We start from the raw sequence: 21,449 nt of genomic DNA on the forward strand, positions 1-21,449 counted from the left end.
CCCCGGTGGCGCTTCGCTTACCGGGGCTATAAATTATCGCTGCTTACGGCATTGCCGGTGGCGTAATGCCGAAATGATTCCACGCCCGCACCGTGGCCATACGCCCACGCGGGGTACGCTGCAGGAAGCCCTGCTGGATCAGATACGGTTCAAGCACATCCTCAATGGTTTCACGCTCTTCCCCGATTGCCGCCGCCAGGTTATCCAGCCCGACCGGGCCACCAAAGAACTTGTCCAGCACCGCCAGCAGCAGCTTGCGGTCCATGTAGTCAAAACCTTCTGCATCGACGTTCAGCATATCCAGCGCCTGCGCGGCGATCTCTGCGGAGATCGAACCGTTGTGCTTCACCTCAGCAAAGTCACGCACGCGGCGCAGCAGGCGGTTGGCAATACGCGGCGTACCGCGGGAACGCTTCGCCACTTCAAACGCCCCCTCTTCGCTCATCTCCAGCCCCATATAGCGGGCGCTGCGGCCAACGATGTGCTGGAGGTCGGCCACCTGGTAAAACTCCAGACGCTGCACGATACCGAAGCGGTCGCGCAGTGGAGAGGTCAACGACCCGGCTCGCGTTGTTGCGCCAATCAGGGTAAACGGCGGCAGATCGATTTTGATGGAGCGTGCCGCCGGACCTTCACCAATCATGATATCCAGCTGATAATCTTCCATCGCCGGATAGAGCACCTCTTCCACCACCGGTGACAGACGGTGGATCTCATCGATAAACAGCACGTCATGCGGTTCGAGGTTGGTCAGCATGGCCGCCAAATCGCCCGCCTTCTCCAGCACCGGGCCGGAGGTGGTGCGCAGGTTCACGCCCATTTCATTAGCAACGATGTTCGCCAGCGTGGTTTTGCCCAACCCCGGAGGGCCAAAAATCAGCAGGTGATCGAGCGCATCGCCGCGCAGCTTTGCCGCCTGGATAAAAATCTCCATCTGGGAACGAACCTGCGGCTGGCCAATGTACTCATCAAGCAGTTTTGGGCGAATCGCGCGATCCACCACATCCTCTGCCTGAACAGTGCCTGCCGAAACCAGGCGGTCTGCTTCAATCATCCTTTACCTCACAATGCAGCGCGCAGCGCTTCACGAATCAGGGTTTCACTGCTGGCGTCCGGTTTGGCAATTTTGCTCACCATACGGCTGGCCTCCTGAGGTTTATAGCCCAGTGCCACCAGCGCGGCAACCGCTTCCTGCTCCGCGTCATCATCCGCCGCAGGCGCGCCTGGCGAGGTCAGCACCAGATCGGCCGCCGGCGTGAAGAGATCGCCATGCAGGCCTTTAAAGCGGTCTTTCATCTCGACAATCAGGCGCTCTGCCGTTTTCTTACCAATGCCAGGAAGCTTAATCAGCGCCGCAGGATCTTCACGCTCAACGGCATTCACAAACTGTGGTGCAGACATGCCGGATAAGATCGCCAGCGCCAGCTTCGGCCCGACGCCGTTGGTTTTAATCAGCTCGCGGAACAGGGTGCGTTCCTGTTTGTTGTTGAAGCCGTACAGCAGCTGAGCATCTTCACGCACCACAAACTGGGTAAAGACAATCGCCTCTTTGCCCGCGTCCGGCAGCTCGTAGAAGCAGGTCATCGGCATATGGACTTCATAGCCCACGCCACCCACTTCCAGCAGCACTAACGGGGGTTGTTTTTCAATGATGATGCCTCTGAGTCTGCCTATCACGTGACGCTCCTGCGTTCTGGAAGAAATTAACTGCCGACATAATAAAAAAAGGCTGGATAAACATCCAGCCTGATTTGTCATTATCGTAACCTGCCTCGCGCCAGATTGAGCCGCGATTCGCTCATTTGCATCGCGTTCTGGCTGACGTGACAGTGGGTAATCGCAATCGCCAGCGCATCGGCGGCGTCGGCCTGCGGGTTCGCAGGGAGCTTGGGCAGGGTCCGCACCATGTGCTGCACCTGACTTTTCTCCGCGCTACCGATGCCCACCACCGTCTGCTTAACCTGCCTTGCCGCGTATTCGAATACCGGCAAATCCTGGTTCACCGCAGCGACAATGGCCACCCCGCGCGCCTGACCGAGCTTTAGCGCCGAATCGGCGTTTTTCGCCATAAAGACCTGCTCGATGGCGAAATAGTCCGGCTGAAACTGGGTGATGATCTCCGACACGCCCGCATAGATGAGCTTCAGGCGCGACGGCAGATCGTCCACTTTGGTGCGAATACAGCCACTGCCCAGGTAGGTTAACTGGCGTCCCACCTGACGGATAACGCCATAACCAGTGACGCGTGAGCCTGGGTCAATCCCGAGAATAATCGACATCACGCGTCTCCTGTAACGGATTTACACGCTCTCATCAGAGAGTCGCTGCAACCTCATCAGAGATTTCACCGTTGTGGTACACTTCCTGCACGTCGTCGCAGTCTTCGAGCATGTCGATCAGACGCAGCAGTTTTGGTGCCGTTTCTGCATCCATGTCCGCTTTGGTGGACGGGATCATGGAGACTTCAGCGTTGTCCGCTTTCAGGCCCGCCGCTTCCAGCGCATCGCGCACGGCACCCATCTCTTCCCAGGCGGTATAAACGTCGATAGCGCCGTCGTCGAAGGTCACTACGTCTTCCGCACCGGCTTCCAGCGCCGCTTCCATGATCGCATCTTCGTCGCCTTTCTCGAAGGAGATGACGCCTTTTTTGCTGAACAGGTAAGCAACAGAACCGTCAGTGCCCAGGTTGCCACCGGTTTTGGTGAACGCGTGGCGCACTTCCGCAACGGTACGGTTACGGTTGTCGGACAGGCACTCAACCATCACCGCCGTACCGCCAGGACCGTAACCTTCATAAATGATGGTTTCCATGTTCGCGTCTTCATCACCGCCCACGCCACGTGCGATAGCACGGTTCAGGGTGTCACGCGTCATGTTGTTAGACAGCGCTTTATCCACCGCTGCACGCAGACGTGGGTTAGAGGCCGGATCGCCGCCGCCCAGACGCGCTGCCGTCACCAGCTCGCGAATGATTTTGGTAAAGATCTTACCGCGCTTGGCATCCTGTGCCGCTTTGCGGTGTTTGGTGTTGGCCCACTTACTATGACCTGCCATAAAAATATCCTCAAAGAGCGCGCCTTTTCAGGCAGCGTTAATTACAAATTCTTCAATCGCCTGCCGGTTGCTCCACGACTTGGTCAGTGCGGCGGCATCCGCCGCATTCACCCAGCGGTAGGTCAGGTGTTCCGTGAACACGATCTCCCGTTCATGGGGGAGCGCGAGACAGAACCACGATTCCGTATTGCGCTCGGTACCCGGCGCGTAGCGATGACGTAAATGGCTAAAAATTTCGAACTCCACCGTGCGCTGACAGTCCTTCAGGGTCAGTTGCTCGCGGGCAACGTCAATGGCGACCTCTTCCTTTACTTCACGCGCGGCGGCCTGCGGCGCGGTTTCCCCCTCTTCCAGACTGCCGGTAACCGACTGCCAGAATTCAGGGTCGTCGCGCCGCTGCAACATCAGCACCCGCTTCGTGTCTTCTGCATAAATGACCACCAGGACCGAAACGGGGAGCTTATATGTCATATCAGTTTTTCTCTTCCTTCTTCACCACCTCAATGCCCAGCTCAGCCAGTGCGGCCGGGTTGGCAAAGCTTGGCGCTTCGGTCATCAGACACGCTGCAGCAGTAGTTTTCGGGAAAGCGATAACATCACGGATGTTATCGGTGCCGGTCAGCAGCATGGTCAGACGGTCAAGACCGAAGGCCAGACCCGCGTGCGGAGGCGTACCGTATTTCAGCGCGTCCAGCAGGAAGCCCAATTTCTCGCGCTGCTCCTGCTCGTTGATGCCCAGGATGCCGAACACGGTCTGCTGCATTTCACCGCTGTGAATACGCACGGAACCACCGCCCACTTCGTAGCCGTTGATGACCATATCGTAGGCGTTGGCGACGGCCTCTTCCGGTGCCGCTTTCAGCTCGGCGGCCGTCATGTCTTTCGGCGAGGTGAACGGGTGGTGCATCGCGGTCAGGCCGCCTTCACCGTCGTCTTCAAACATTGGGAAGTCGATAACCCACAGCGGCGCCCATTTGCTCTCGTCGGTCAGATTCAGGTCTTTACCGAGCTTCAGACGCAGCGCGCCCATCGCATCCGCAACGACTTTCTTGTTATCTGCACCGAAGAAGATCATGTCGCCGTCCTGCGCGCCGGTGCGCTCCAGGATCGCTTCCACGATGTCCGCGTTCAGGAATTTCGCAACCGGGCTTGTAATACCTTCCAGACCTTTCGCACGCTCGGTCACTTTAATATAGGCCAGACCTTTCGCGCCGTAGATCTTGATGAAGTTGCCGTAGTCGTCGATCTGCTTACGGCTCAGAGCCGCTCCGCCCGGCACACGCAGCGCGGCCACGCGGCCTTTGGCGTCGTTAGCCGGACCCGCGAAGACCGCGAACTCCACGTTTTTAACCAGATCAGCTACGTCCACCAGCTCCATCGGGTTACGCAGGTCGGGTTTGTCAGAGCCATAGCGACGCTCGGCTTCCGCGAAGGTCATGATTGGGAAATCACCCAGCTCAACGCCTTTCACGTCATTCCACAGGCTACGCACCAGGGCTTCCATCACTTCACGCACCTGCTCGGCGGTCATGAAGGAGGTTTCCACATCGATCTGGGTAAATTCAGGCTGGCGGTCAGCACGCAGGTCTTCGTCGCGGAAGCATTTCACGATCTGATAGTAGCGATCGAAGCCGGACATCATCAGCAGCTGTTTGAACAGCTGTGGAGACTGCGGCAGCGCGTAGAATTTGCCTTTATGAACGCGGGATGGCACCAGGTAATCGCGCGCGCCTTCCGGCGTGGCTTTGGTCAGCATCGGGGTTTCGATATCGAGGAAACCGTGGTCATCCATAAAGCGACGCACCAGGCTGGTGATTTTCGCACGGGTTTTCAGGCGCTGAGCCATTTCCGGGCGACGCAGATCCAGATAGCGGTATTTCAGACGCGCTTCTTCAGTGTTGACGTGGTTGGAGTCCAGCGGCAGCGCTTCAGCACGGTTGATGATCGTCAGATCGGACGCCAGCACTTCAATGGCACCCGTCGCCATGTCGGCGTTAACGTTTTTCTCGTCACGCGCACGCACGGTGCCGGTGACCTGAATGCAGAACTCATTACGCAGCTCAGAGGCCAGCTTCAACGCATCTGCACGATCCGGATCGAAGAACACCTGAACGATACCTTCGCGGTCGCGCATATCGATGAAGATAAGGCTACCAAGATCACGACGACGATTGACCCAACCACACAGGGTGACCTGCTGTCCGACGTGGGACTGACGCAGCTGCCCGCAATATTCTGTACGCATGAGATATCCCTTAATTAGCCGCAGGCTAAATGTCGCCTGGTATGCAGGCTACTATGTCGCAGCTTTCTGTATGTCACAACTGGATGAAAAAAGGCGGCTATTATACTGGAAATTCCGCCGGACGATAAGAGCGAACCACGGCCAGGCGGTCGTTTGCTGCACTCTTATTGCGCATTCTCACAAAAATTAACAAAATTATGCGACCAATAACAGGCCATCGCGTCGTATGGTGTGTGGAAGTGATTCATTTAACGGGAGTAACGATGTTAACCCTTGATGCCAGCAAAACCGCGCTTGTGGTGATTGATTTACAGGAAGGCATTTTGCCCTTCGCCGGTGGCCCGCATACCGCGGACGATGTGGTCAGCCGCGCCGCCCGCCTGGCGGAAAAATGCCGTGCCAGCGGTGCCCCGGTTGTCATGGTGCGCGTCGGCTGGTCTGCGGATTACGCAGAAGCGTTAAAACAGCCCGTTGATGCGCAGACTCCCGCCCGCGCCCTGCCGGAAAACTGGTGGACGTACCCGGTCTCGCTCGGCAAACGCGACGGCGACATCGAAGTGACCAAACGTCAGTGGGGCGCCTTCTACGGGACCGATCTCGAACTGCAGCTCCGCCGTCGCGGCATTGACACGATCATCCTGTGCGGCATTTCCACCAATATCGGCGTGGAGTCGACTGCCCGCAACGCGTGGGAGCTGGGCTTTAATCTGGTGATTGCCGAAGATTCGTGTAGCGCGGCCTCGGCGGAACAGCACCAGGGCAGCATGACGCACATCTTCCCGCGCATCGGTCGCGTGCGCAGCACGGACGAGATCCTTAGCGCGTTATGATGTATGTGGGCCTGCCCCAGTGGTCGCACCCGAAATGGGTGCGTCTGGGCATCACCAGCCTTGAGGAGTATGCCCGACACTTCAACTGCGTCGAGGGTAATACCACCCTGTATGCGCTCCCTAAAGCCGAGATTGTTGCGCGCTGGCGGGAGCAAACAACCGACGACTTTCGCTTCTGCTTCAAGTTTCCGGCTACGATTTCCCATCAGGCCGCGCTGCGAAACTGCGGTGAGTTGACCGACGAATTCTTTGACCGGATGGCGCCTCTGGCAAACCGCATCGGGCAGTACTGGCTGCAGCTTCCGGCCACGTTTGCTCCGCGCGACCTGCCTACGCTCTGGCAGTTCCTGGATGCCCTGCCCCGGGAATTTACCTACGGCGTGGAGGTTCGACATCAGGACTTCTTTGCGAAAGGCGAAGCGGAAAAAGCGCTCAACCGCGGCCTGCTTGAGCGTTCAGTTAACCGTGTGATCCTCGATAGCCGTCCGGTGCACAGCGCGATACCGCATAACGAGGCCATCGTTGAAGCTCAGCGTAAAAAACCGAAAGTGCCGGTCCACGCCATCGTGACCGCGCAAAACCCAATGGTCAGGTTTATCGGCAGCGATAACATGCCGCAAAACCAGGCGATGTTCGCCGTCTGGCTGGAAAAACTGGCCTCGTGGGAACACACCACCACGCCGTATCTCTTTTTGCACACGCCGGATATTGCCCAGGCCCCCGAACTGGTCGATGCTCTGTGGCAGGCCTTGCAGGCTGCGGTGCCGTCCGTGGGCAGCGCCCCTTCCATCCCACAACAATCTTCTCTTTTCTGATATCACCCCCTATCATAGGGAAGTGCCATCTGCCAAAAACAGGGAGTTTGTATGGTCAGCGCGCTGTACGCGGTGTTAGGTGCATTACTGCTGATTAAGTTTTCATTTGACGTTGTGCGCCTCAGAACGCTTTACCGCGTTTCTTACGGTGACGGCGGCTTTTCCGAGCTGCAAAGCGCTATCCGCATTCACGGCAATGCGGTCGAATACATCCCCGCGGCCCTCATCCTGCTGCTGTTTATGGAGATGAATGGCGCAGAAACCTGGATGGTGCACATCTGTGGCCTGCTGCTTATCGCTGGCCGCCTGATGCATTATTACGGCTTTCACCACCGCTTAATCCGCTGGCGTCGTTCCGGCATGAGTGCAACCTGGTGTTCGCTTTTGCTGATGGTGCTGGCTAACCTGTGGTATATGCCGTGGGAGTTGGTTTTCTCCCTCCATTAGCGCACAATACGCCACTTTATTTTTCCCGGATTTTTACGTTATGTCAGATCGCGACACGCTTTTTTCCGCGCCTATCGCCAGCCTGGGCGACTGGACCTTCGATGAACGGGTAGCCGAAGTCTTCCCGGATATGATCCAGCGCTCTGTTCCCGGTTATTCCAATATTATCTCTATGATCGGCATGCTGGCTGAGCGCTTCGTTCAACCCGGCACGCAGGTCTATGACCTGGGCTGCTCGCTCGGCGCGGCAACGCTGTCGGTACGTCGTAACGTTCATCACGAAGGCTGCCGAATCATTGCCGTGGATAACTCTCCGGCCATGGTGGAACGCTGCCGTCGCCATATTGACGCCTACAAGGCCCCTGTTCCGGTTGACGTGGTGGAAGGCGATATCCGTGAGATCGAGATCCAAAACGCCTCGATGGTGGTGCTGAATTTCACGCTGCAGTTCCTGGTGCCGGAAGACCGCCAGCTGCTGCTGGACAAAATCTATCAGGGGCTGAATCCTGGCGGCGCGCTGGTGCTCTCGGAGAAATTCAGCTTTGAAGATGCCGAGGTTGGCGAGCTGCTGTTCAATATGCACCACGATTTCAAACGGGCGAACGGCTACAGCGAGCTGGAGATCAGCCAGAAGCGCAGCATGCTCGAAAACGTGATGCTGACGGACTCCGTAGAAACCCACAAGGCGCGCCTGCGTCAGGCCGGATTTGAGCATAGCGAACTGTGGTTCCAGTGCTTCAACTTTGGGTCTCTGGTGGCGCTGAAAGCGGGGAAACCCGCATGATCGAGTTCAGCAACTTCTATCAGCTGATTGCCAAAAATCACCTCTCCCACTGGCTGGAGACGCTGCCTGCGCAGATTGCCGCCTGGCAGCGGGATCAGCAGCACGGTCTGTTAAAGCAGTGGTCAAATGCGGTGGAGTTTCTGCCGGAACTGACCCCGCATCGTCTGGATCTCCTGCACAGCGTCACTGCAGAGAGTGAAGAACCGCTTCCGCCAGGGCAGATCAACCGTATCGAAACGCTGATGCGCAACCTGATGCCGTGGCGTAAAGGGCCGTTCTCGCTGTACGGCGTGAACATCAATACCGAATGGCGCTCAGACTGGAAATGGGATCGCGTTCTGCCGCACCTTTCCGACCTGACCGGGCGCACCATTCTGGACGTGGGCTGCGGTAGCGGCTATCACATGTGGCGCATGATTGGCGCGGGCGCGCATCTGGTGGTCGGTATCGACCCGATGCAGCTGTTCCTGTGTCAGTTTGAAGCGGTACGTAAGCTGCTGGGTAACGACCAGCGCGCGCATTTGCTGCCGCTGGGTATTGAGCAGCTGCCCGCACTGAAAGCCTTTGATACCGTGTTCTCCATGGGCGTGTTGTATCACCGCCGTTCCCCACTGGAGCACCTGTGGCAACTGAAAGATCAGCTGGTCAGCGGCGGCGAGCTGGTGCTGGAAACGCTGGTGATCGAAGGCGATGAACATGCCGTTCTGGTACCGGGCGATCGCTACGCGCAGATGCGCAACGTTTACTTCATCCCTTCCGCGCTGGCGCTGAAGAACTGGCTGGAGAAGTGCGGATTTGTGGATGTGCGGATTGCCGATGTCAGCGTGACCTCTATCGAAGAGCAGCGCCGGACCGAGTGGATGATCACCGAATCGCTGGAGCAGTTCCTCGACCCGGCCGATCACAGCAAAACCATTGAAGGCTATCCGGCCCCGATGCGAGCGGTGTTGATTGCGACGAAGCCGTAGCCTGTTAGCCGGGTGGCGGCTGCGCCTTACCCGGCCTACTCCCGATTTTCCAGGTCCGGTAAGCGAAGCGCTACCGGGCGCAGGCGAAAAAAAGGCCCCTGTTGAAATTGCAGGGGCCTGGTACAAGCAAGCATCATATTGGGCGACATGATGCGCGGTAAAAATCGGTACGTTGCTACACGTGATGGCGCTCAATCAGCGACTTCATTTCCGCAACCGACTCTCCCTCTACGCCGTAGCGTGAATACTCATCCGCTTCAGCATCCGTCGACATTGACAATCCTGTATTGCGATAACGCATGGGTGACGGCATCCATTTGCCTGCCGAGCTGTGCAGCTCTTCTACCCCGGCGTTTAAAAACCGTTCCAGATTGCTGGCACGGACTCCCGCACCCGCCATTATTATTGGAACACCGGAATGTGCTTTTAGTTCCGTAATTAATTGCAGTCCTTTTTCAGCGGACGGCTGTTGACCCGATGTCAGAATGCGCGCCACGCCGAGTTCTCCAAGCGTTTCAAAGGCCTGAAGCGGATCTTTACACATATCAAATGCGCGATGAAAAGTGACGGCGAGCCCCTGCGCGGCGCTCATGACCTGACGCATGCGCGGGAGGTCGATATTGCCGTCTTCATCCAGCAGGCCGGTGACCAGCCCGGGGAACCCCAGGTCGCGCACGAGGGCGATATCATCAAGCATGGCACCGAACTCGCCCGCCGTGTAACAAAAATCACCGCCGCGTGGACGAATAATCGGGTGAACGGGAATGGTGACGGCCTGACGGGCGGCCCTCAGCACACCGTAAGAAGGCGTCAGCCCGCCCTCTTTGGGTGCCGCACACAGTTCAATGCGGTCAGCCCCGTAATTTTGCGCGGTGACGGCACACTCCACGCTGTAACAGCAAATCTCCAGCAGCGCCATGTAATCCTCCTTAAATTCCACCAAACGCACCATCATGACATGCCGTCCGCTTTCAGTCCCGGCGGGAACTCACATCTCTTGCGCCTCACTGGCAACGATCTGCTCAATGGTCCAGGGATGAAACTTCACCGTGACCTGCCCGTCCGTGACGGCCAGCGTCGGATTCGGTAATCGCTCGCGCTCACCTTTGGGTGAACTGGTCTTCACAAAAATCCCCGGCTGGCTTAAGCCTTCGTCAGCTAACAGGGCCAGCGCACGCGCGTTTAATGTCTCCGGCTCGCCCGGCAGGACAATCTCAATGTGCTCCCACCCTTCGTGCGGATAGCGCTTCTCGCCCGGCCACGGCAGTTCAACCACGGTGAATTGCCAGTGGGCCACGTTCACCGGCTCACGCAGCCTGAACAGGCAGATGGGGCGACCGTTAATGATATTCTCGGACAGTAACTCGCCGCACTGTTCAAATCCGCGACGCCAGCGCTCTGCGGTATCATTCTGATGGCAGCGCAAAGAGATGTGATCGGCCTCGAGCGGCGCAATATCCAGGCCGAGACGGGTGGCAAGTTCTGTGAACGCCTGGGTGAAGCGCGGTAAATCTGCGGAAATATCATGCAGTTCGTCAATGGATTGCCAGTTCGCCATAAATCACTCTCTTTTCGTGTCGCAAAGCCGCTAATTTACTCTGTTGCTCTGTTTTGACCAACCGCAGAATCCGGCTTTTTACGACTGCATGTTTATGCACACCTTCTTAGCCTGGATTCTGAGCGATCTTCAGGCCCCGCGATGCTGACGGCAGAAGGCATTTGCAGTATACTCCCGCCCTAAATTCTCTAACTGGCGCGGGTGGTTGTGAGCCCGCATCAAAAAAGTAAGGTATCCAGGTGAATATTCAGGCTCTTCTCTCCGAAAAAGTCAGTCAGGCACTGATTGCCGCAGGCGCGCCTGCGGATTGCGAACCGCAGGTTCGTCAGTCAGCAAAAGTACAGTTTGGCGACTATCAGGCTAATGGCGTGATGGCAGTGGCTAAAAAACTGGGCATGCCGCCGCGACAGCTCGCTGAGCAGTTACTGACGCATCTGGATCTCGCCGGCATTGCCAGCAAAACCGAAATCGCCGGCCCGGGCTTTATCAACATCTTCCTTGAGCCTGCCTTCCTGGCAAGCCACGTTGACGCGGCGCTGAAATCTGACCGTCTGGGTGTTTCCCAGCCGGAAGCGCAGACCGTCGTGATCGACTACTCTGCCCCGAACGTGGCGAAAGAGATGCACGTTGGCCACCTGCGCTCCACCATCATCGGTGATGCCGCGGTGCGTACGCTCGAGTTCCTCGGTCACAAGGTGATCCGCGCGAACCACGTGGGCGACTGGGGTACCCAGTTCGGGATGCTGATTGCTTACCTGGAAAAACAGCAGCAGGAAAACGCGGGCGAAATGGCGCTGGCGGACCTGGAAGGGTTCTATCGCGAAGCCAAAAAGCACTATGACGAAGATGAAGCCTTTGCCGAGCGCGCGCGCAGCTACGTGGTAAAACTGCAGGGCGGCGATCAATACTTCCTCGAGATGTGGCGCAAGCTGGTTGACATCACCATGTCTCAGAACCAGCTTACCTATAACCGTCTGAACGTCACCCTGACCCGTGACGACGTGATGGGTGAAAGCCTGTACAACCCAATGCTGCCCAGCATTGTGGCGGACCTGAAAGCGAAAAACCTGGCGGTTGAGAGCGAAGGCGCAACGGTGGTGTTCCTTGATGAGTACAAAAACAAGGAAGGCGAACCGATGGGCGTGATCATCCAGAAAAAGGATGGCGGCTACCTCTACACCACGACCGATATCGCCTGTGCGAAATACCGTTATGAAACGCTGCACGCCGACCGCGTGCTGTACTACATCGACTCCCGTCAGCACCAGCACCTGATGCAGGCGTGGACCATCGTGCGTAAAGCCGGTTACGTACCGGACAGCGTTCCGCTGGAACACCACATGTTCGGCATGATGCTGGGTAAAGACGGCAAGCCGTTCAAAACCCGCGCGGGCGGGACCGTGAAGCTCTCCGACCTGCTGGACGAAGCGCTGGAACGCGCCCGTCGTCTGGTGGCCGAGAAGAATCCGGACATGCCGGCCGACGAGCTGGAAAAACTGGCGAACGCCGTGGGTATCGGTGCGGTGAAATACGCGGATCTCTCCAAGAACCGTACCACCGACTACATCTTCGACTGGGATAACATGCTGGCGTTTGAAGGCAACACCGCGCCATACATGCAGTACGCTTATACCCGCGTGCTGTCGGTCTTCCGCAAAGCCAATATCGACGAAAGCGTGCTGGCGAATGCCACCGTAACCATCACGGAAGATCGTGAAGCGCAGCTGGCGGCGCGTCTGCTGCAGTTCGAAGAGACGCTGACCGTGGTCGCGCGTGACGGCACGCCGCACGTAATGTGTGCTTACCTGTACGATCTGGCGGGTCTGTTCTCCGGCTTCTACGAACACTGCCCTATTCTCTCTGCGGAGAATGAATCGGTCCGCAACAGCCGCCTGAAGCTGGCGCAGCTGACGGCGAAGACCCTGAAGCTGGGTCTGGATACTCTGGGTATTGAAACCGTAGAACGTATGTAATACAAAAAACCCGGCAATCGCCGGGTTTTGTTTTTTTGCAGTCCTGACAATTCAACCGTCAGCGGTAGTTCACGATGACAGAATTACTCTGCACCTTCAGCGCCGGAATCAAACGTCCCCCGCCCGGCACTTCCCAGATGAAACGCAAAGGTTCAATAGCCGGCACGCCGTTGAACGCCTGCGTTGTTCCATTTTCGCCATCAATTTCCGTGCAGCGCGTCTGAGAGCAGAGGCGCACCCGCAGGCCCGCTGGCGTTGGGCCAATCAGCCGGTAGTTCCAGACCACCAGGCCCATCAGACCGGAAACCTCTTCAGCAGGCGCCAGCGGGTTAGATGACATGGCAACACCGCGGTTGCTGAGGGTTACCCCCATGCTGCTCGCCTGCCAGGTGCCTCCCCCGGCAGCCTGCGCCGCCAGCGGGAAGAACAGCATCCAAAGCCATTTACGCATTATTTTCCTCCAATCGTCGCGGTCATGCGGATATGACGGTTATCCGACAGCTCGAGATTCGACAGCACGACCAGCTGGCTCAGGCTGCGGCGCAGGAAGCGGGACAGCAGCGGACGCAGCGCGTGGTTCACCAGCAGCACCGGCGGCGCGCCGAGCATCTCCTGACGCGCCAGCGCCTCCTGGGTTTGCGCCAGCAGGCGATCCGCCAGGCCCGGCTCCAGGCCACCACCGCCCTGCAGAGCCTGCAGCAGCAGACGCTCAAGCGGCGTATCGAGGCCGATCACCTGCACCTCCCCGGTTCCCGGGAACCACTGCTGGGTAATGGCCCGGCCCAGCGCCACGCGCACCACCGCCGTCAGCTCGTGCGGATCGCTTTGTATTGGCGCGTGTTCGGCAAGGGTTTCCAGAATGGTGCGCATATCGCGAATCGGCACCTTCTCGTCGAGCAGGTTTTGCAGCACCTTGTGCAGCGTGGTTAAGGTCAGCACCCCCGGAACCAGATCTTCCGTCAGCTTCGGCATCTCCTGCGTGACGCGGTCCAGAAGCTGCTGCGCTTCCTGACGGCCAAACAGCTCAGCCGAGAATTGCCCAATCAGGTGGTTAAGGTGGGTTGCCACCACGGTACTGGCTTCCACAACCGTGTAACCCTGGATCTGCGCCTGCTCTTTCAGCGCGCTTTCAATCCAGATCGCGGCCAGACCAAAGGCCGGATCGATGGTTTGCTCGCCCGGCAGCGTGCCTGCGGCGGTGCCGGGGTTAATCGCCAGCCAGCGGCCCGGATAGGCATCGCCGCTGCCAATTTCAACGCCTTTCATCAGGATGCGATAGCGCGCGGGCGGCAGGTCCATATTGTCGCGGATGTGTACCACAGGCGGCAGGAAGCCCATGTCCTGGGCGAATTTTTTACGGATACTGCGGATACGGCCGAGCAGCTCGCCGTCCTGCTGGAAATCGACCATCGGGATCAGGCGATACCCGACTTCCATTCCCAGAGAATCCTCCAGCTGAACGTCGTTCCAGGTCGCTTCGACGGCCTGATTATTCTCCGGCATTTTGACCGGAACAGGTTCCGCTGCCGGTTTGGTTTCACGGCCACGCATCCACCAGGCAAGGCCCAGCAGCGCCGCCGTAAACAGCAGGAAGACGAGGTTTGGCATACCCGGCACCAGACCGAGCAACCCGAGCACCGCCGCGGCCAGCAGCATCACGCGCGGGTTACTGAACAGCTGGCCCACCATCTGCTCGCCAACGTCCTGATCGGTGCTCACGCGGGTCACGATGACACCCGCCGCAGTGGAGATCACCAGCGCCGGGATCTGCGCGACCAGACCGTCACCGATGGTCAGCAGCGTATAGCTTTCCGCCGCGTGGCCCATGTCCATCCCGTGCTGCAATACGCCCACCAGCAGGCCGCCGACCACGTTAATCACCATGATCAGAATGCCCGCGATGGCGTCACCGCGCACAAACTTACTCGCACCGTCCATGGAGCCGTAGAAGTCCGCTTCCTGCGTCACTTCCGCACGGCGCTTTTTGGCTTCATCTTCGGCGATTAGCCCGGCGTTCAGGTCGGCGTCGATCGCCATCTGCTTGCCCGGCATCCCGTCCAGCACAAAGCGCGCGCCCACTTCTGCAATACGCCCTGCACCCTTGGTGATGACCATAAAGTTGATGATTACGAGGATGACGAACACCACGATACCGATAGCGAAATTACCGCCCACCAGGAAGTGGCCGAACGCTTCCACCACCTTACCTGCCGCTGCCGCCCCGGTGTGGCCTTCCATCAGGATGATACGCGTGGACGCCACGTTCAGCGCCAGTCGCAGCAGGGTGGTAAACAGCAGAATGGTCGGGAACGCGGCGAACTCCAGGGTACGCTGGGTGAACATCGCCACCAGCAGCACCATAATGGACAGCGCGATATTGAAAGTGAAAAGCAGGTCGAGGATGAACGCCGGGAGCGGCAGTACCATCATCGACAGAATTAGCAGGATCAGAATCGGCCCGGCCAGGATCTGCCATTGGGTCGATTTCAGGTTGCCGGGCAGGCGCAACATTGCCACCAGATTAGCCATCAGTGTCCTTCTCGTTCATAAAATCCAGCGCGGCAGGCACCGGAAGGTTCTCAGGTTTCACAGGCCGTTGACCGCCGGCCAGACGCCAGCGCTTCAACTGCCATACCCAGGCCAGCACTTCCGCCACGGCGGCGTAAAGTTGTCCCGGGATCTGTTGTCCAATATCCGCATGGCGGTACAGGGCACGCGCCAGCGGAGGGGCTTCGAGGATCGGCACGCGGTGTTCGGTGCCAATTTCACGGATACGCAGCGCGATCAGCCCCGCCCCTTTCGCCACCACTTTCGGCGCGCTCATTTTGTTTTCGTCATAGCGCAGCGCAACGGAATAGTGTGTCGGGTTGGTAACGATGACGTCGGCCTTTGGCACATCGTCCATCATGCGGCGACGGGCGGCGGCACGTTGCATCTGGCGGATGCGCCCCTTCACGTGCGGGTCACCTTCCATCTGCTTATATTCGTCACGGATATCCTGACGCGACATCCGCAGCTTCTTGAAGTGGGTATAGAGCTGGAAGATCACGTCAAAACCCACCATCGGGATAATGCTGAGCACCACCAGCAGCGCGCAGAGCCCGACCAGATTCAGCGCGTTGCTCATCGCGGTGAGCGGCGATTCGCTGATAAGACGCATCATTTCCGGCCAGTGGTACCAGAGGTAAAACCCCGCGGAGCTGCCCATCAGCACCGATTTGAGAATGGCTTTGAGCAATTCGGCCCCGGTCTGGGCAGAGAACATTTTCGCAATACCCGGCAGCGGGTTGAGTTTGGAAAATTTCGGCTGCAGCGATTTGGCGCTGAAGACCAGACCGCCGAGCATCACCGGCGAGACCAGCGCGACCAGCACAACCCCGGTAATCAGGGGCAGCAGCGCAACCATGGCCCCTTTAATCAGCTGGATAATCTGGCTGAGGATCAGATTCGGATCGTTGACCATACTGTGGTCAAAACGTAAGCCGGTTGACAGCATGCCCGCCAGCTTGCGGGCGAGCGACTCCCCACCCCACCAGATAATGCAGACGCCTACGATAAGGATCAGCAGGGAGGTCAATTCTCGGGATCGGGGGATTTGCCCTTCCTCACGCGCCTTTTCTAGTCGGTGGGGTGTGGGGGCTTCCGTTTTGTCGTCGTTCTCTTCTGCCACTGTGCACGCTCAGCCCATTACGTCACGGGTATCATGCCAGCGCAGCGGAAATCCAATGGCGGGAAAAGCCCGTTTATTCGGGCTCTTTTCGGTGATTTTGTCGCAAACCGCCTCAGGCGGCGTTAACCCCCTGAAGCGGAATGGACCATCAGAAGCCGAGGCTGTCCAGCAGGTCGTCCACCTGATCCTGGCTTGCCACCACGCCCGCCTTGCTGGCGTCGAGCTGTGGACCATTGAGCAGGCTTTCGTTCTCGCGTTTTGGACGGGCTGCCGGTTCCGGGATGTTCTCCAGCAGCACCATCAGCAGCTGGCGCTCAATCTCCTGGATCACATCCATCATGCGCTTAATGACCTGACCTGTCAGGTCCTGGAAATCCTGCGCCATCATGATGTCCAGCAGCTGGGCATTGGTGAAGCTGGTGTGGCCGGGCACATCCCCCAGGAACTGACGGGTGTCGGTCACCAGTTCGCGGGCATCCGCCAGCTCGATTGGGTTCTCAAACCACTCGTCCCAGCGTTTGGTCAGCGCTTTCGCACCCTTTTCCATCGCATCCTGGTGCGGTTGTGACGCTTCAACGCTGTTCAGCGCACGTTCCGCGGCCTGAGCGGTCATCTGCACGACGTAGTCCAGACGATCGCGTGCATCAGGAATCGCTTCCGCCGCTTCGGCAATTGCCTGATCCAGACCCAGCTCACGCAGGCTGTCACGCAACATGCGCGTCAGGCTGCCGATGCGGACGATAATGTCGCTCGGCGAGTGTTCTTCAACGGGTTTCATAGCAGGTTGCATCATAACCAACACCTCACATGCCGAGTTTCTCGAAGATCTTACCGAGCTTCTCTTCCAGGGTCGCCGCCGTGAATGGCTTCACCACGTAGCCGCTTGCGCCCGCCTGTGCAGCGGCAATGATGTTCTCTTTTTTCGCTTCTGCCGTGACCATCAGAACCGGCATGGACGCCATTCCCGCATCAGCACGAATGGTTTTCAGCAGTTCCAGACCGTCCATGTTTGGCATGTTCCAGTCGGAGATCACAAAACCAAACCCGCCCGCCTGCAGTTTGTTCAGCGCATCAACGCCGTCTTCTGCTTCTTCAACGTTGTTGAAGCCCAGCTCTTTCAGCAGGTTGCGCACAATGCGACGCATGGTGGAAAAGTCATCCACAACCAAAAACTTAAGCTCTTTATCCGCCATAAAATAATACTCCTGAGTCAAATACGTATTGCCTGTCCGGCACTGATTTTCGCCAGCATCTGCTGGCTTACCTGGCTAAGATCGACCACTTCGCTCACGCCACCCATATTGATGGCCTCGCGCGGCATGCCGAACACCACACAACTTGCTTCATTCTGCGCAATCGTCCAGGCGCCAGCCTGGTGCATTGCAAGCATTCCGGCGGCCCCGTCGTTGCCCATCCCCGTCAGGATCACCCCAACGGCGTTGCGCCCCGCATGTTTCGCCACCGAATGAAACAGCACATCCACCGACGGACGGTGCCGGTTGACCGGCGGTCCGTCATGAATTTTGATTTGATAGTTAGCGCCGCTGCGCGCCAGTTCCATATGCTTGTCGCCAGGGGCGATATAGGCATGTCCCGGCAGCACGCGCTCGCCGTCTTCCGCCTCTTTCACGCTGATCTGGCACAGCTTGTTCAGGCGTTCGGCGAACGAACGGGTAAAGCCTGGCGGCATATGCTGCGTGATCAGAATACCCGGACTTGAGAGCGGCAATGGCTGGAGTACATGACGAATTGCCTCTGTTCCTCCGGTTGACGCCCCAATGACCAGCAGTTTTTCCGAGCTGAGTAAGGGACCGGCCTTCAGGGTCGCAGGCGCGGCCATCGGCGTGTGGGCGGCAAGCTTCGCCCGCGACGCGGTGCGGATCTTCTCGGCGATCATCTCGCTGTACGCCAGCATCCCCTCGCGAATGCCGAGCTGCGGCTTGGTGACAAAATCCACCGCTCCCAGCTCCAGCGCGCGCAGGGTGATTTCCGATCCTTTCCCGGTCAGGGAGGAGACCATCACCACCGGCATGGGCCGCAGCCGCATTAATTTTTCGAGGAAATCTATGCCATCCATGCGCGGCATCTCGACATCCAGCGTTAGCACGTCGGGGTTATATTTTTTAATTAAATCCCGCGCTACCAGCGGATCGGGGGCGGTTGCCACCATCTCCATGTCGCTGTGGCTATTGATAATTTCAGTCATGATCTGACGCATCAGCGCTGAATCATCGACGGACAATACCCTGATTTTACTCATGCTTTTTCCTTACTCAGCGCATATACCGTTTGCCCACGCAGGCTAAACTCACGCACGAGGTTGCTGAAGTTTTCCGAGTGCCCGGCAAACAGTAAACCGTCAGGCTTGAGCAACGGAACAAACCGACGCAAAATGTCCTGTTGCGTCGTTTTATCAAAATAGATCATGACGTTACGGCAAAAAATGGCGTCGAACGGCCCCGGCGCGTTGTACTGCTTATCCAGCAGGTTAACGGGCGCGAATTCGACGCAGTTCGCCAGCTCCTGGCGTACGCGTACCAGGCCTTCATGCGGGCCCGTGCCGCGCATGAAATAACGCTGCAGCTGCTGCGGCGACAGCGTTTTCAGTTCATCCTGGCGATAAACACCGTTACGCGCCTTCTCCAGCACTTCGGTATCGATATCGCTGGCGTAGACCTTCCAGCGTCCCGGCGCCATCCCCAGCGTATCGGCAAGGGTGATCGCCAGCGAGTACGGCTCTTCCCCCGTCGAGGCGGCCGCACTCCAGACGCGATACTCCCCGGTGCGCCGGCGCGCATGCTCGGCCAGGACCGGGAAGTGGTGGGCTTCACGGAAAAACGCCGTCAGGTTGGTGGTTAACGAGTTAATAAAAGCCTGCCACTCGGCGCTGTTCTGGTTCGCCTCGAGCATGCTCAGATAGCGACCAAAATCATCCAGCCCCAGCGTACGCAAGCGCCGCACCAGACGGTTGTAGACCATGTCCCGCTTATGATCCGCAAGCACGATCCCCGCACGCTGGTAGATTAACTGACATATCCGACGAAAATGCGCGTCGGACAGCGCGAGGCGCTGTGTCATCTGCAACAATAATGACGTTTGCCCAGGGGGCATTGGTGATGTCATAGCGCCTTCTTAATTACATTCAGGATACAACTGGCACGGCCTGCGACCGCCCGACTTCTGTTACTGCTTCAACGTGCTCTTTCACATTAAATACCGCGACCAGCCCGGTCAGACGATCCGCCTGGCTGGCCAGCTGATCGGTTGCCGCTGCCGCTTCCTCAACTAACGAGGCGTTCTGTTGCGTCACCTGATCCATCTGGGTGACCGCCTGAGCAACCTGCTCAATCCCGCGACGCTGTTCATCCGACGCCGAGGCAATCTCGCCCATGATGTCGTTCACCCGCGTCACGGAGGTGACGATTTCGTGCATGGTTTGTGCCGCCGTATCCACCAGGGCAGAGCCTTGCTGAACCCGTGACACCGATTCTTCAATCAGCACCTTAATTTCTTTCGCCGCGTTGGCGCTGCGGCTCGCCAGGTTACGCACTTCACCCGCTACCACCGCAAACCCGCGCCCCTGCTCCCCGGCACGCGCCGCTTCAACGGCAGCATTCAGCGCCAGTATGTTGGTCTGGAACGCGATACCGTCAATCACGCTAATGATGTCACCAATTTTCTGTGAACTGGTGGCGATCTCCTGCATGGTGCTGGCGACGTGGGACGCCTGGTCGCCGCCCTTCTTCGCCGTCATCGCCGCCTGTTTTGACAGGTCAGATGCCTGACGCGCGTTATCGGCGTTCTGGCTAACCGTCGCCGTCAGCTGCTCCATGCTGGCTGCCGTCTGCGCCAGCGAGGCCGCCTGCTGCTCGGTGCGGGATGAGAGATCGTTGTTACCTGCCGCAATCTCTGAGATCCCGGTGTGCATGGCATAACTGCCCTGACGCACGTCGGATACCGTTTCCCGCAGCGATCCCTGCATCGCCTTCAGACTGGCAAAGATTGCCGAAATTTCGTTTTTGCCGAACCCCGCCACCGGACGCGCCAGGTCGCCTTTCGCAATGCTGTCGAAGTGGCTGCTGATAATCGCCAGCGGCTGCACAATCATTTTGCGTGACCAGAGCAGCGCGGCGCCGGTCAGCAAGCCCGCCAGAATCACCATCACGCCGAAGATGACGCCCGACATGTGATAGCTGGTGCGGCTTGCTTCACCGGCGCGCAGAACAGACTGATTGATATCCTGCTGCCATGCGTCAAAGCTGCCGTCAAACGCCGCCTGTGAGGCCTGAACCGGCGCGGTCATAAAGTCCGACAGCTGGTTGTTCTCAAGCCACGTCGCCTGATGGTCGAGATCGCTGTACCACTGTTCAAAGTGGGTCTTCATGGCGGCCTTCAGCGCTTTCTCTTTCTCGCTGCCGGTGGCCTGTGCCGCAAAGGTCTTAAACTGTGCGTCAGCCTGTTTCAGGCTGTCGCGTGCGGTGGCCATCAGCGCCTTAATGTCATCCGGCGGATAACTTAGCGCGGTTAAGGTTCCCGCCTTGTTCAGCGCAGTGCTTGCCTGCAACAGCACGGCACGGGTTTGTGCCAGTGCGGAGCGCTGCTGATTACTCGCCTCAACGTCCTGCAAATTCTGATAGCCATCGCGAAACGCCCAAAAAGACAACCCGTTACTGCCAACCTGCAACACACCGCAAAGGATCAGAATCAAAAACAGTGTGGTCGAGATACGAATACGATTTAACATCCACGCTCCCATCAAGCGGCAAGCAGCCGCGGTTTAATTGTCAGTCAAAATGTTTCCCAGTTTTCATCTTGTCCGGTCGTCGCGGTACGCGTACGGTTTGCAGCCGTTTCAGCGGCTGGCGCGCGGTACGTCGCCTGCGGGGTGACCGTGTTTCCAGCGAGTGAAGCGAGACGAAACGCCGAGACGGCCATCTTCAGACGGCTCGCCTGGTCTTCCAGGGCAGCGGCCGCCGCAGCGGACTCCTGCACCAGGGCGGCGTTTTGCTGTGTCACGCGATCCATTTCCGATACCGCCAGGGCAACCTGGTCGATACCACGACTCTGCTCATCAGACGCAGAGGCGATTTCACCCATGATGTCCG

22 protein-coding genes and 1 pseudogene are annotated in these 21,449 nt (G+C 58.3%); 6 read left to right on the forward strand and 17 right to left on the reverse strand.

All coding sequences use genetic code 11. The features are described from left to right. Positions 1-43 precede the first annotated feature (43 nt). From ruvB to aspS, 6 genes are all read right to left on the reverse strand, one after another. Positions 44-1,054 carry a Holliday junction branch migration DNA helicase RuvB gene (gene ruvB / locus HMPREF3143_RS12325; RefSeq protein ID WP_008500449.1) on the reverse strand — a complete coding sequence of 337 codons (1,011 nt, stop codon included), beginning with the start codon at positions 1,052-1,054 and terminating at the stop codon, positions 44-46. Between the two features lie 8 nt (positions 1,055-1,062). Continuing rightward, positions 1,063-1,677: a Holliday junction branch migration protein RuvA gene (ruvA, locus tag HMPREF3143_RS12330; protein ID WP_008500448.1), complete on the reverse strand. Its 615-nt coding sequence runs from the start codon at positions 1,675-1,677 to the stop codon at positions 1,063-1,065. Between the two features lie 80 nt (positions 1,678-1,757). Then, positions 1,758-2,279 carry a crossover junction endodeoxyribonuclease RuvC gene (gene ruvC / locus HMPREF3143_RS12335; RefSeq protein ID WP_070533219.1) on the reverse strand — a complete coding sequence of 174 codons (522 nt, stop codon included), beginning with the start codon at positions 2,277-2,279 and terminating at the stop codon, positions 1,758-1,760. Between the two features lie 34 nt (positions 2,280-2,313). Then, entirely contained in the window at positions 2,314-3,054 is a 741-nt protein-coding gene (locus HMPREF3143_RS12340) for a YebC/PmpR family DNA-binding transcriptional regulator (RefSeq protein WP_008500447.1), read from the reverse strand. A 27-nt stretch (positions 3,055-3,081) separates the two neighbouring features. Continuing rightward, complete coding sequence (gene nudB / locus HMPREF3143_RS12345) at positions 3,082-3,525, reverse strand: dihydroneopterin triphosphate diphosphatase (RefSeq protein ID WP_008500446.1); 444 nt, start codon at positions 3,523-3,525, stop codon at positions 3,082-3,084. A gap of 1 nt (position 3,526) precedes the next feature. Continuing rightward, positions 3,527-5,299 carry an aspartate--tRNA ligase gene (gene aspS / locus HMPREF3143_RS12350; protein WP_070533221.1) on the reverse strand — a complete coding sequence of 591 codons (1,773 nt, stop codon included), beginning with the start codon at positions 5,297-5,299 and terminating at the stop codon, positions 3,527-3,529. A gap of 263 nt (positions 5,300-5,562) precedes the next feature. Here aspS and HMPREF3143_RS12355 point away from each other — a divergent pair, with 263 nt between their 5' ends. The 5 genes from HMPREF3143_RS12355 to cmoB are packed head-to-tail and all read left to right on the forward strand — an operon-like array spanning position 5,563 to position 9,143. Further along, a complete protein-coding gene (locus HMPREF3143_RS12355) occupies positions 5,563-6,129 on the forward strand; it encodes a hydrolase (RefSeq protein WP_070533223.1) in 567 nt (188 codons plus the stop codon). After that, complete coding sequence (locus tag HMPREF3143_RS12360) at positions 6,126-6,944, forward strand: DUF72 domain-containing protein (RefSeq protein ID WP_070533225.1); 819 nt, start codon at positions 6,126-6,128, stop codon at positions 6,942-6,944. The genes HMPREF3143_RS12355 and HMPREF3143_RS12360 overlap by 4 nt, the downstream gene beginning before the upstream one ends. A 51-nt stretch (positions 6,945-6,995) precedes the next feature. Beyond that, positions 6,996-7,391, forward strand: coding sequence for an MAPEG family protein (locus HMPREF3143_RS12365; RefSeq protein ID WP_021240443.1), 396 nt, complete (start codon positions 6,996-6,998; stop codon positions 7,389-7,391). A gap of 40 nt (positions 7,392-7,431) precedes the next feature. After that, positions 7,432-8,175, forward strand: a complete 744-nt coding sequence (cmoA, locus tag HMPREF3143_RS12370) for a carboxy-S-adenosyl-L-methionine synthase CmoA (protein ID WP_023325522.1) — start codon at positions 7,432-7,434, stop codon at positions 8,173-8,175. Then, positions 8,172-9,143, forward strand: coding sequence for a tRNA 5-methoxyuridine(34)/uridine 5-oxyacetic acid(34) synthase CmoB (cmoB, locus tag HMPREF3143_RS12375; RefSeq protein ID WP_025912287.1), 972 nt, complete (start codon positions 8,172-8,174; stop codon positions 9,141-9,143). The genes cmoA and cmoB overlap by 4 nt, the downstream gene beginning before the upstream one ends. Positions 9,144-9,318: 175 nt before the next feature. Here the strand turns inward: cmoB and cutC are convergent, their stop codons facing one another. Further along, complete coding sequence (cutC, locus tag HMPREF3143_RS12380) at positions 9,319-10,062, reverse strand: copper homeostasis protein CutC (RefSeq protein WP_070533267.1); 744 nt, start codon at positions 10,060-10,062, stop codon at positions 9,319-9,321. Positions 10,063-10,131: 69 nt separating this feature from the next. After that, positions 10,132-10,701 carry a VOC family protein gene (locus tag HMPREF3143_RS12385; RefSeq protein WP_070533228.1) on the reverse strand — a complete coding sequence of 190 codons (570 nt, stop codon included), beginning with the start codon at positions 10,699-10,701 and terminating at the stop codon, positions 10,132-10,134. 239 nt (positions 10,702-10,940) lie between these two features. Here HMPREF3143_RS12385 and argS point away from each other — a divergent pair, with 239 nt between their 5' ends. Continuing rightward, positions 10,941-12,674 carry an arginine--tRNA ligase gene (argS, locus tag HMPREF3143_RS12390; protein ID WP_070533229.1) on the forward strand — a complete coding sequence of 578 codons (1,734 nt, stop codon included), beginning with the start codon at positions 10,941-10,943 and terminating at the stop codon, positions 12,672-12,674. A 58-nt stretch (positions 12,675-12,732) separates the two neighbouring features. Here the strand turns inward: argS and HMPREF3143_RS12395 are convergent, their stop codons facing one another. From HMPREF3143_RS12395 to HMPREF3143_RS26305, 9 genes and pseudogenes are all read right to left on the reverse strand, one after another. Next, a complete protein-coding gene (locus HMPREF3143_RS12395) occupies positions 12,733-13,125 on the reverse strand; it encodes a flagellar protein FlhE (RefSeq protein ID WP_070533231.1) in 393 nt (130 codons plus the stop codon). Then, positions 13,125-15,203 carry a flagellar biosynthesis protein FlhA gene (gene flhA / locus HMPREF3143_RS12400; RefSeq protein WP_008500434.1) on the reverse strand — a complete coding sequence of 693 codons (2,079 nt, stop codon included), beginning with the start codon at positions 15,201-15,203 and terminating at the stop codon, positions 13,125-13,127. The genes HMPREF3143_RS12395 and flhA overlap by 1 nt, the downstream gene beginning before the upstream one ends. Then, positions 15,196-16,344 carry a flagellar biosynthesis protein FlhB gene (flhB, locus tag HMPREF3143_RS12405; RefSeq protein WP_021240449.1) on the reverse strand — a complete coding sequence of 383 codons (1,149 nt, stop codon included), beginning with the start codon at positions 16,342-16,344 and terminating at the stop codon, positions 15,196-15,198. The genes flhA and flhB overlap by 8 nt, the downstream gene beginning before the upstream one ends. Before the next feature lie 148 nt (positions 16,345-16,492). Then, on the reverse strand, positions 16,493-17,137 hold the full coding sequence (gene cheZ / locus HMPREF3143_RS12410) for a protein phosphatase CheZ (protein WP_008500432.1): 645 nt from the start codon (positions 17,135-17,137) through the stop codon (positions 16,493-16,495). 10 nt (positions 17,138-17,147) lie between these two features. After that, a complete protein-coding gene (cheY, locus tag HMPREF3143_RS12415; RefSeq protein WP_008500431.1) occupies positions 17,148-17,537 on the reverse strand; it encodes a chemotaxis response regulator CheY in 390 nt (129 codons plus the stop codon). 17 nt (positions 17,538-17,554) lie between these two features. Next, entirely contained in the window at positions 17,555-18,604 is a 1,050-nt protein-coding gene (locus HMPREF3143_RS12420) for a protein-glutamate methylesterase/protein-glutamine glutaminase (RefSeq protein WP_008500430.1), read from the reverse strand. Then, a complete protein-coding gene (gene cheR / locus HMPREF3143_RS12425; RefSeq protein WP_070533233.1) occupies positions 18,601-19,467 on the reverse strand; it encodes a protein-glutamate O-methyltransferase CheR in 867 nt (288 codons plus the stop codon). The genes HMPREF3143_RS12420 and cheR overlap by 4 nt, the downstream gene beginning before the upstream one ends. 19 nt (positions 19,468-19,486) lie before the next feature. After that, positions 19,487-21,088, reverse strand: coding sequence for a methyl-accepting chemotaxis protein IV (gene tap / locus HMPREF3143_RS12430; RefSeq protein ID WP_070533236.1), 1,602 nt, complete (start codon positions 21,086-21,088; stop codon positions 19,487-19,489). A 44-nt stretch (positions 21,089-21,132) separates the two neighbouring features. Beyond that, a pseudogene (locus HMPREF3143_RS26305) lies at positions 21,133-21,449 on the reverse strand (methyl-accepting chemotaxis protein II); the annotation flags it as partial.

It is taken from the genome of Enterobacter sp. HMSC16D10 (assembly GCF_001807145.1).
In the GTDB taxonomy this organism is placed as follows: Bacteria; Pseudomonadota; Gammaproteobacteria; order Enterobacterales; family Enterobacteriaceae; genus Enterobacter; species Enterobacter roggenkampii.

Excerpts from the sequence above, each read along its gene's own strand:
- cheR (WP_070533233.1), bottom strand. The coding sequence starts at position 19,467 with ATGACATCACCAATGCCCCCTGGGCAAACGTCATTATTGTTGCAGATG.
- cmoB (WP_025912287.1), top strand. The coding sequence starts at position 8,172 with ATGATCGAGTTCAGCAACTTCTATCAGCTGATTGCCAAAAATCACCTC.
- HMPREF3143_RS12395 (WP_070533231.1), bottom strand. The coding sequence starts at position 13,125 with ATGCGTAAATGGCTTTGGATGCTGTTCTTCCCGCTGGCGGCGCAGGCT.
- cheY (WP_008500431.1), bottom strand. The coding sequence starts at position 17,537 with ATGGCGGATAAAGAGCTTAAGTTTTTGGTTGTGGATGACTTTTCCACC.
- cheZ (WP_008500432.1), bottom strand. The coding sequence starts at position 17,137 with ATGATGCAACCTGCTATGAAACCCGTTGAAGAACACTCGCCGAGCGAC.
- ruvC (WP_070533219.1), bottom strand. The coding sequence starts at position 2,279 with ATGTCGATTATTCTCGGGATTGACCCAGGCTCACGCGTCACTGGTTAT.
- cutC (WP_070533267.1), bottom strand. The coding sequence starts at position 10,062 with ATGGCGCTGCTGGAGATTTGCTGTTACAGCGTGGAGTGTGCCGTCACC.
- HMPREF3143_RS12355 (WP_070533223.1), top strand. The coding sequence starts at position 5,563 with ATGTTAACCCTTGATGCCAGCAAAACCGCGCTTGTGGTGATTGATTTA.
- nudB (WP_008500446.1), bottom strand. The coding sequence starts at position 3,525 with ATGACATATAAGCTCCCCGTTTCGGTCCTGGTGGTCATTTATGCAGAA.
- HMPREF3143_RS12365 (WP_021240443.1), top strand. The coding sequence starts at position 6,996 with ATGGTCAGCGCGCTGTACGCGGTGTTAGGTGCATTACTGCTGATTAAG.
- HMPREF3143_RS12385 (WP_070533228.1), bottom strand. The coding sequence starts at position 10,701 with ATGGCGAACTGGCAATCCATTGACGAACTGCATGATATTTCCGCAGAT.
- HMPREF3143_RS12420 (WP_008500430.1), bottom strand. The coding sequence starts at position 18,604 with ATGAGTAAAATCAGGGTATTGTCCGTCGATGATTCAGCGCTGATGCGT.
- flhA (WP_008500434.1), bottom strand. The coding sequence starts at position 15,203 with ATGGCTAATCTGGTGGCAATGTTGCGCCTGCCCGGCAACCTGAAATCG.
- tap (WP_070533236.1), bottom strand. The coding sequence starts at position 21,088 with ATGTTAAATCGTATTCGTATCTCGACCACACTGTTTTTGATTCTGATC.
- cmoA (WP_023325522.1), top strand. The coding sequence starts at position 7,432 with ATGTCAGATCGCGACACGCTTTTTTCCGCGCCTATCGCCAGCCTGGGC.
- HMPREF3143_RS12360 (WP_070533225.1), top strand. The coding sequence starts at position 6,126 with ATGATGTATGTGGGCCTGCCCCAGTGGTCGCACCCGAAATGGGTGCGT.
- HMPREF3143_RS12340 (WP_008500447.1), bottom strand. The coding sequence starts at position 3,054 with ATGGCAGGTCATAGTAAGTGGGCCAACACCAAACACCGCAAAGCGGCA.
- ruvB (WP_008500449.1), bottom strand. The coding sequence starts at position 1,054 with ATGATTGAAGCAGACCGCCTGGTTTCGGCAGGCACTGTTCAGGCAGAG.
- aspS (WP_070533221.1), bottom strand. The coding sequence starts at position 5,299 with ATGCGTACAGAATATTGCGGGCAGCTGCGTCAGTCCCACGTCGGACAG.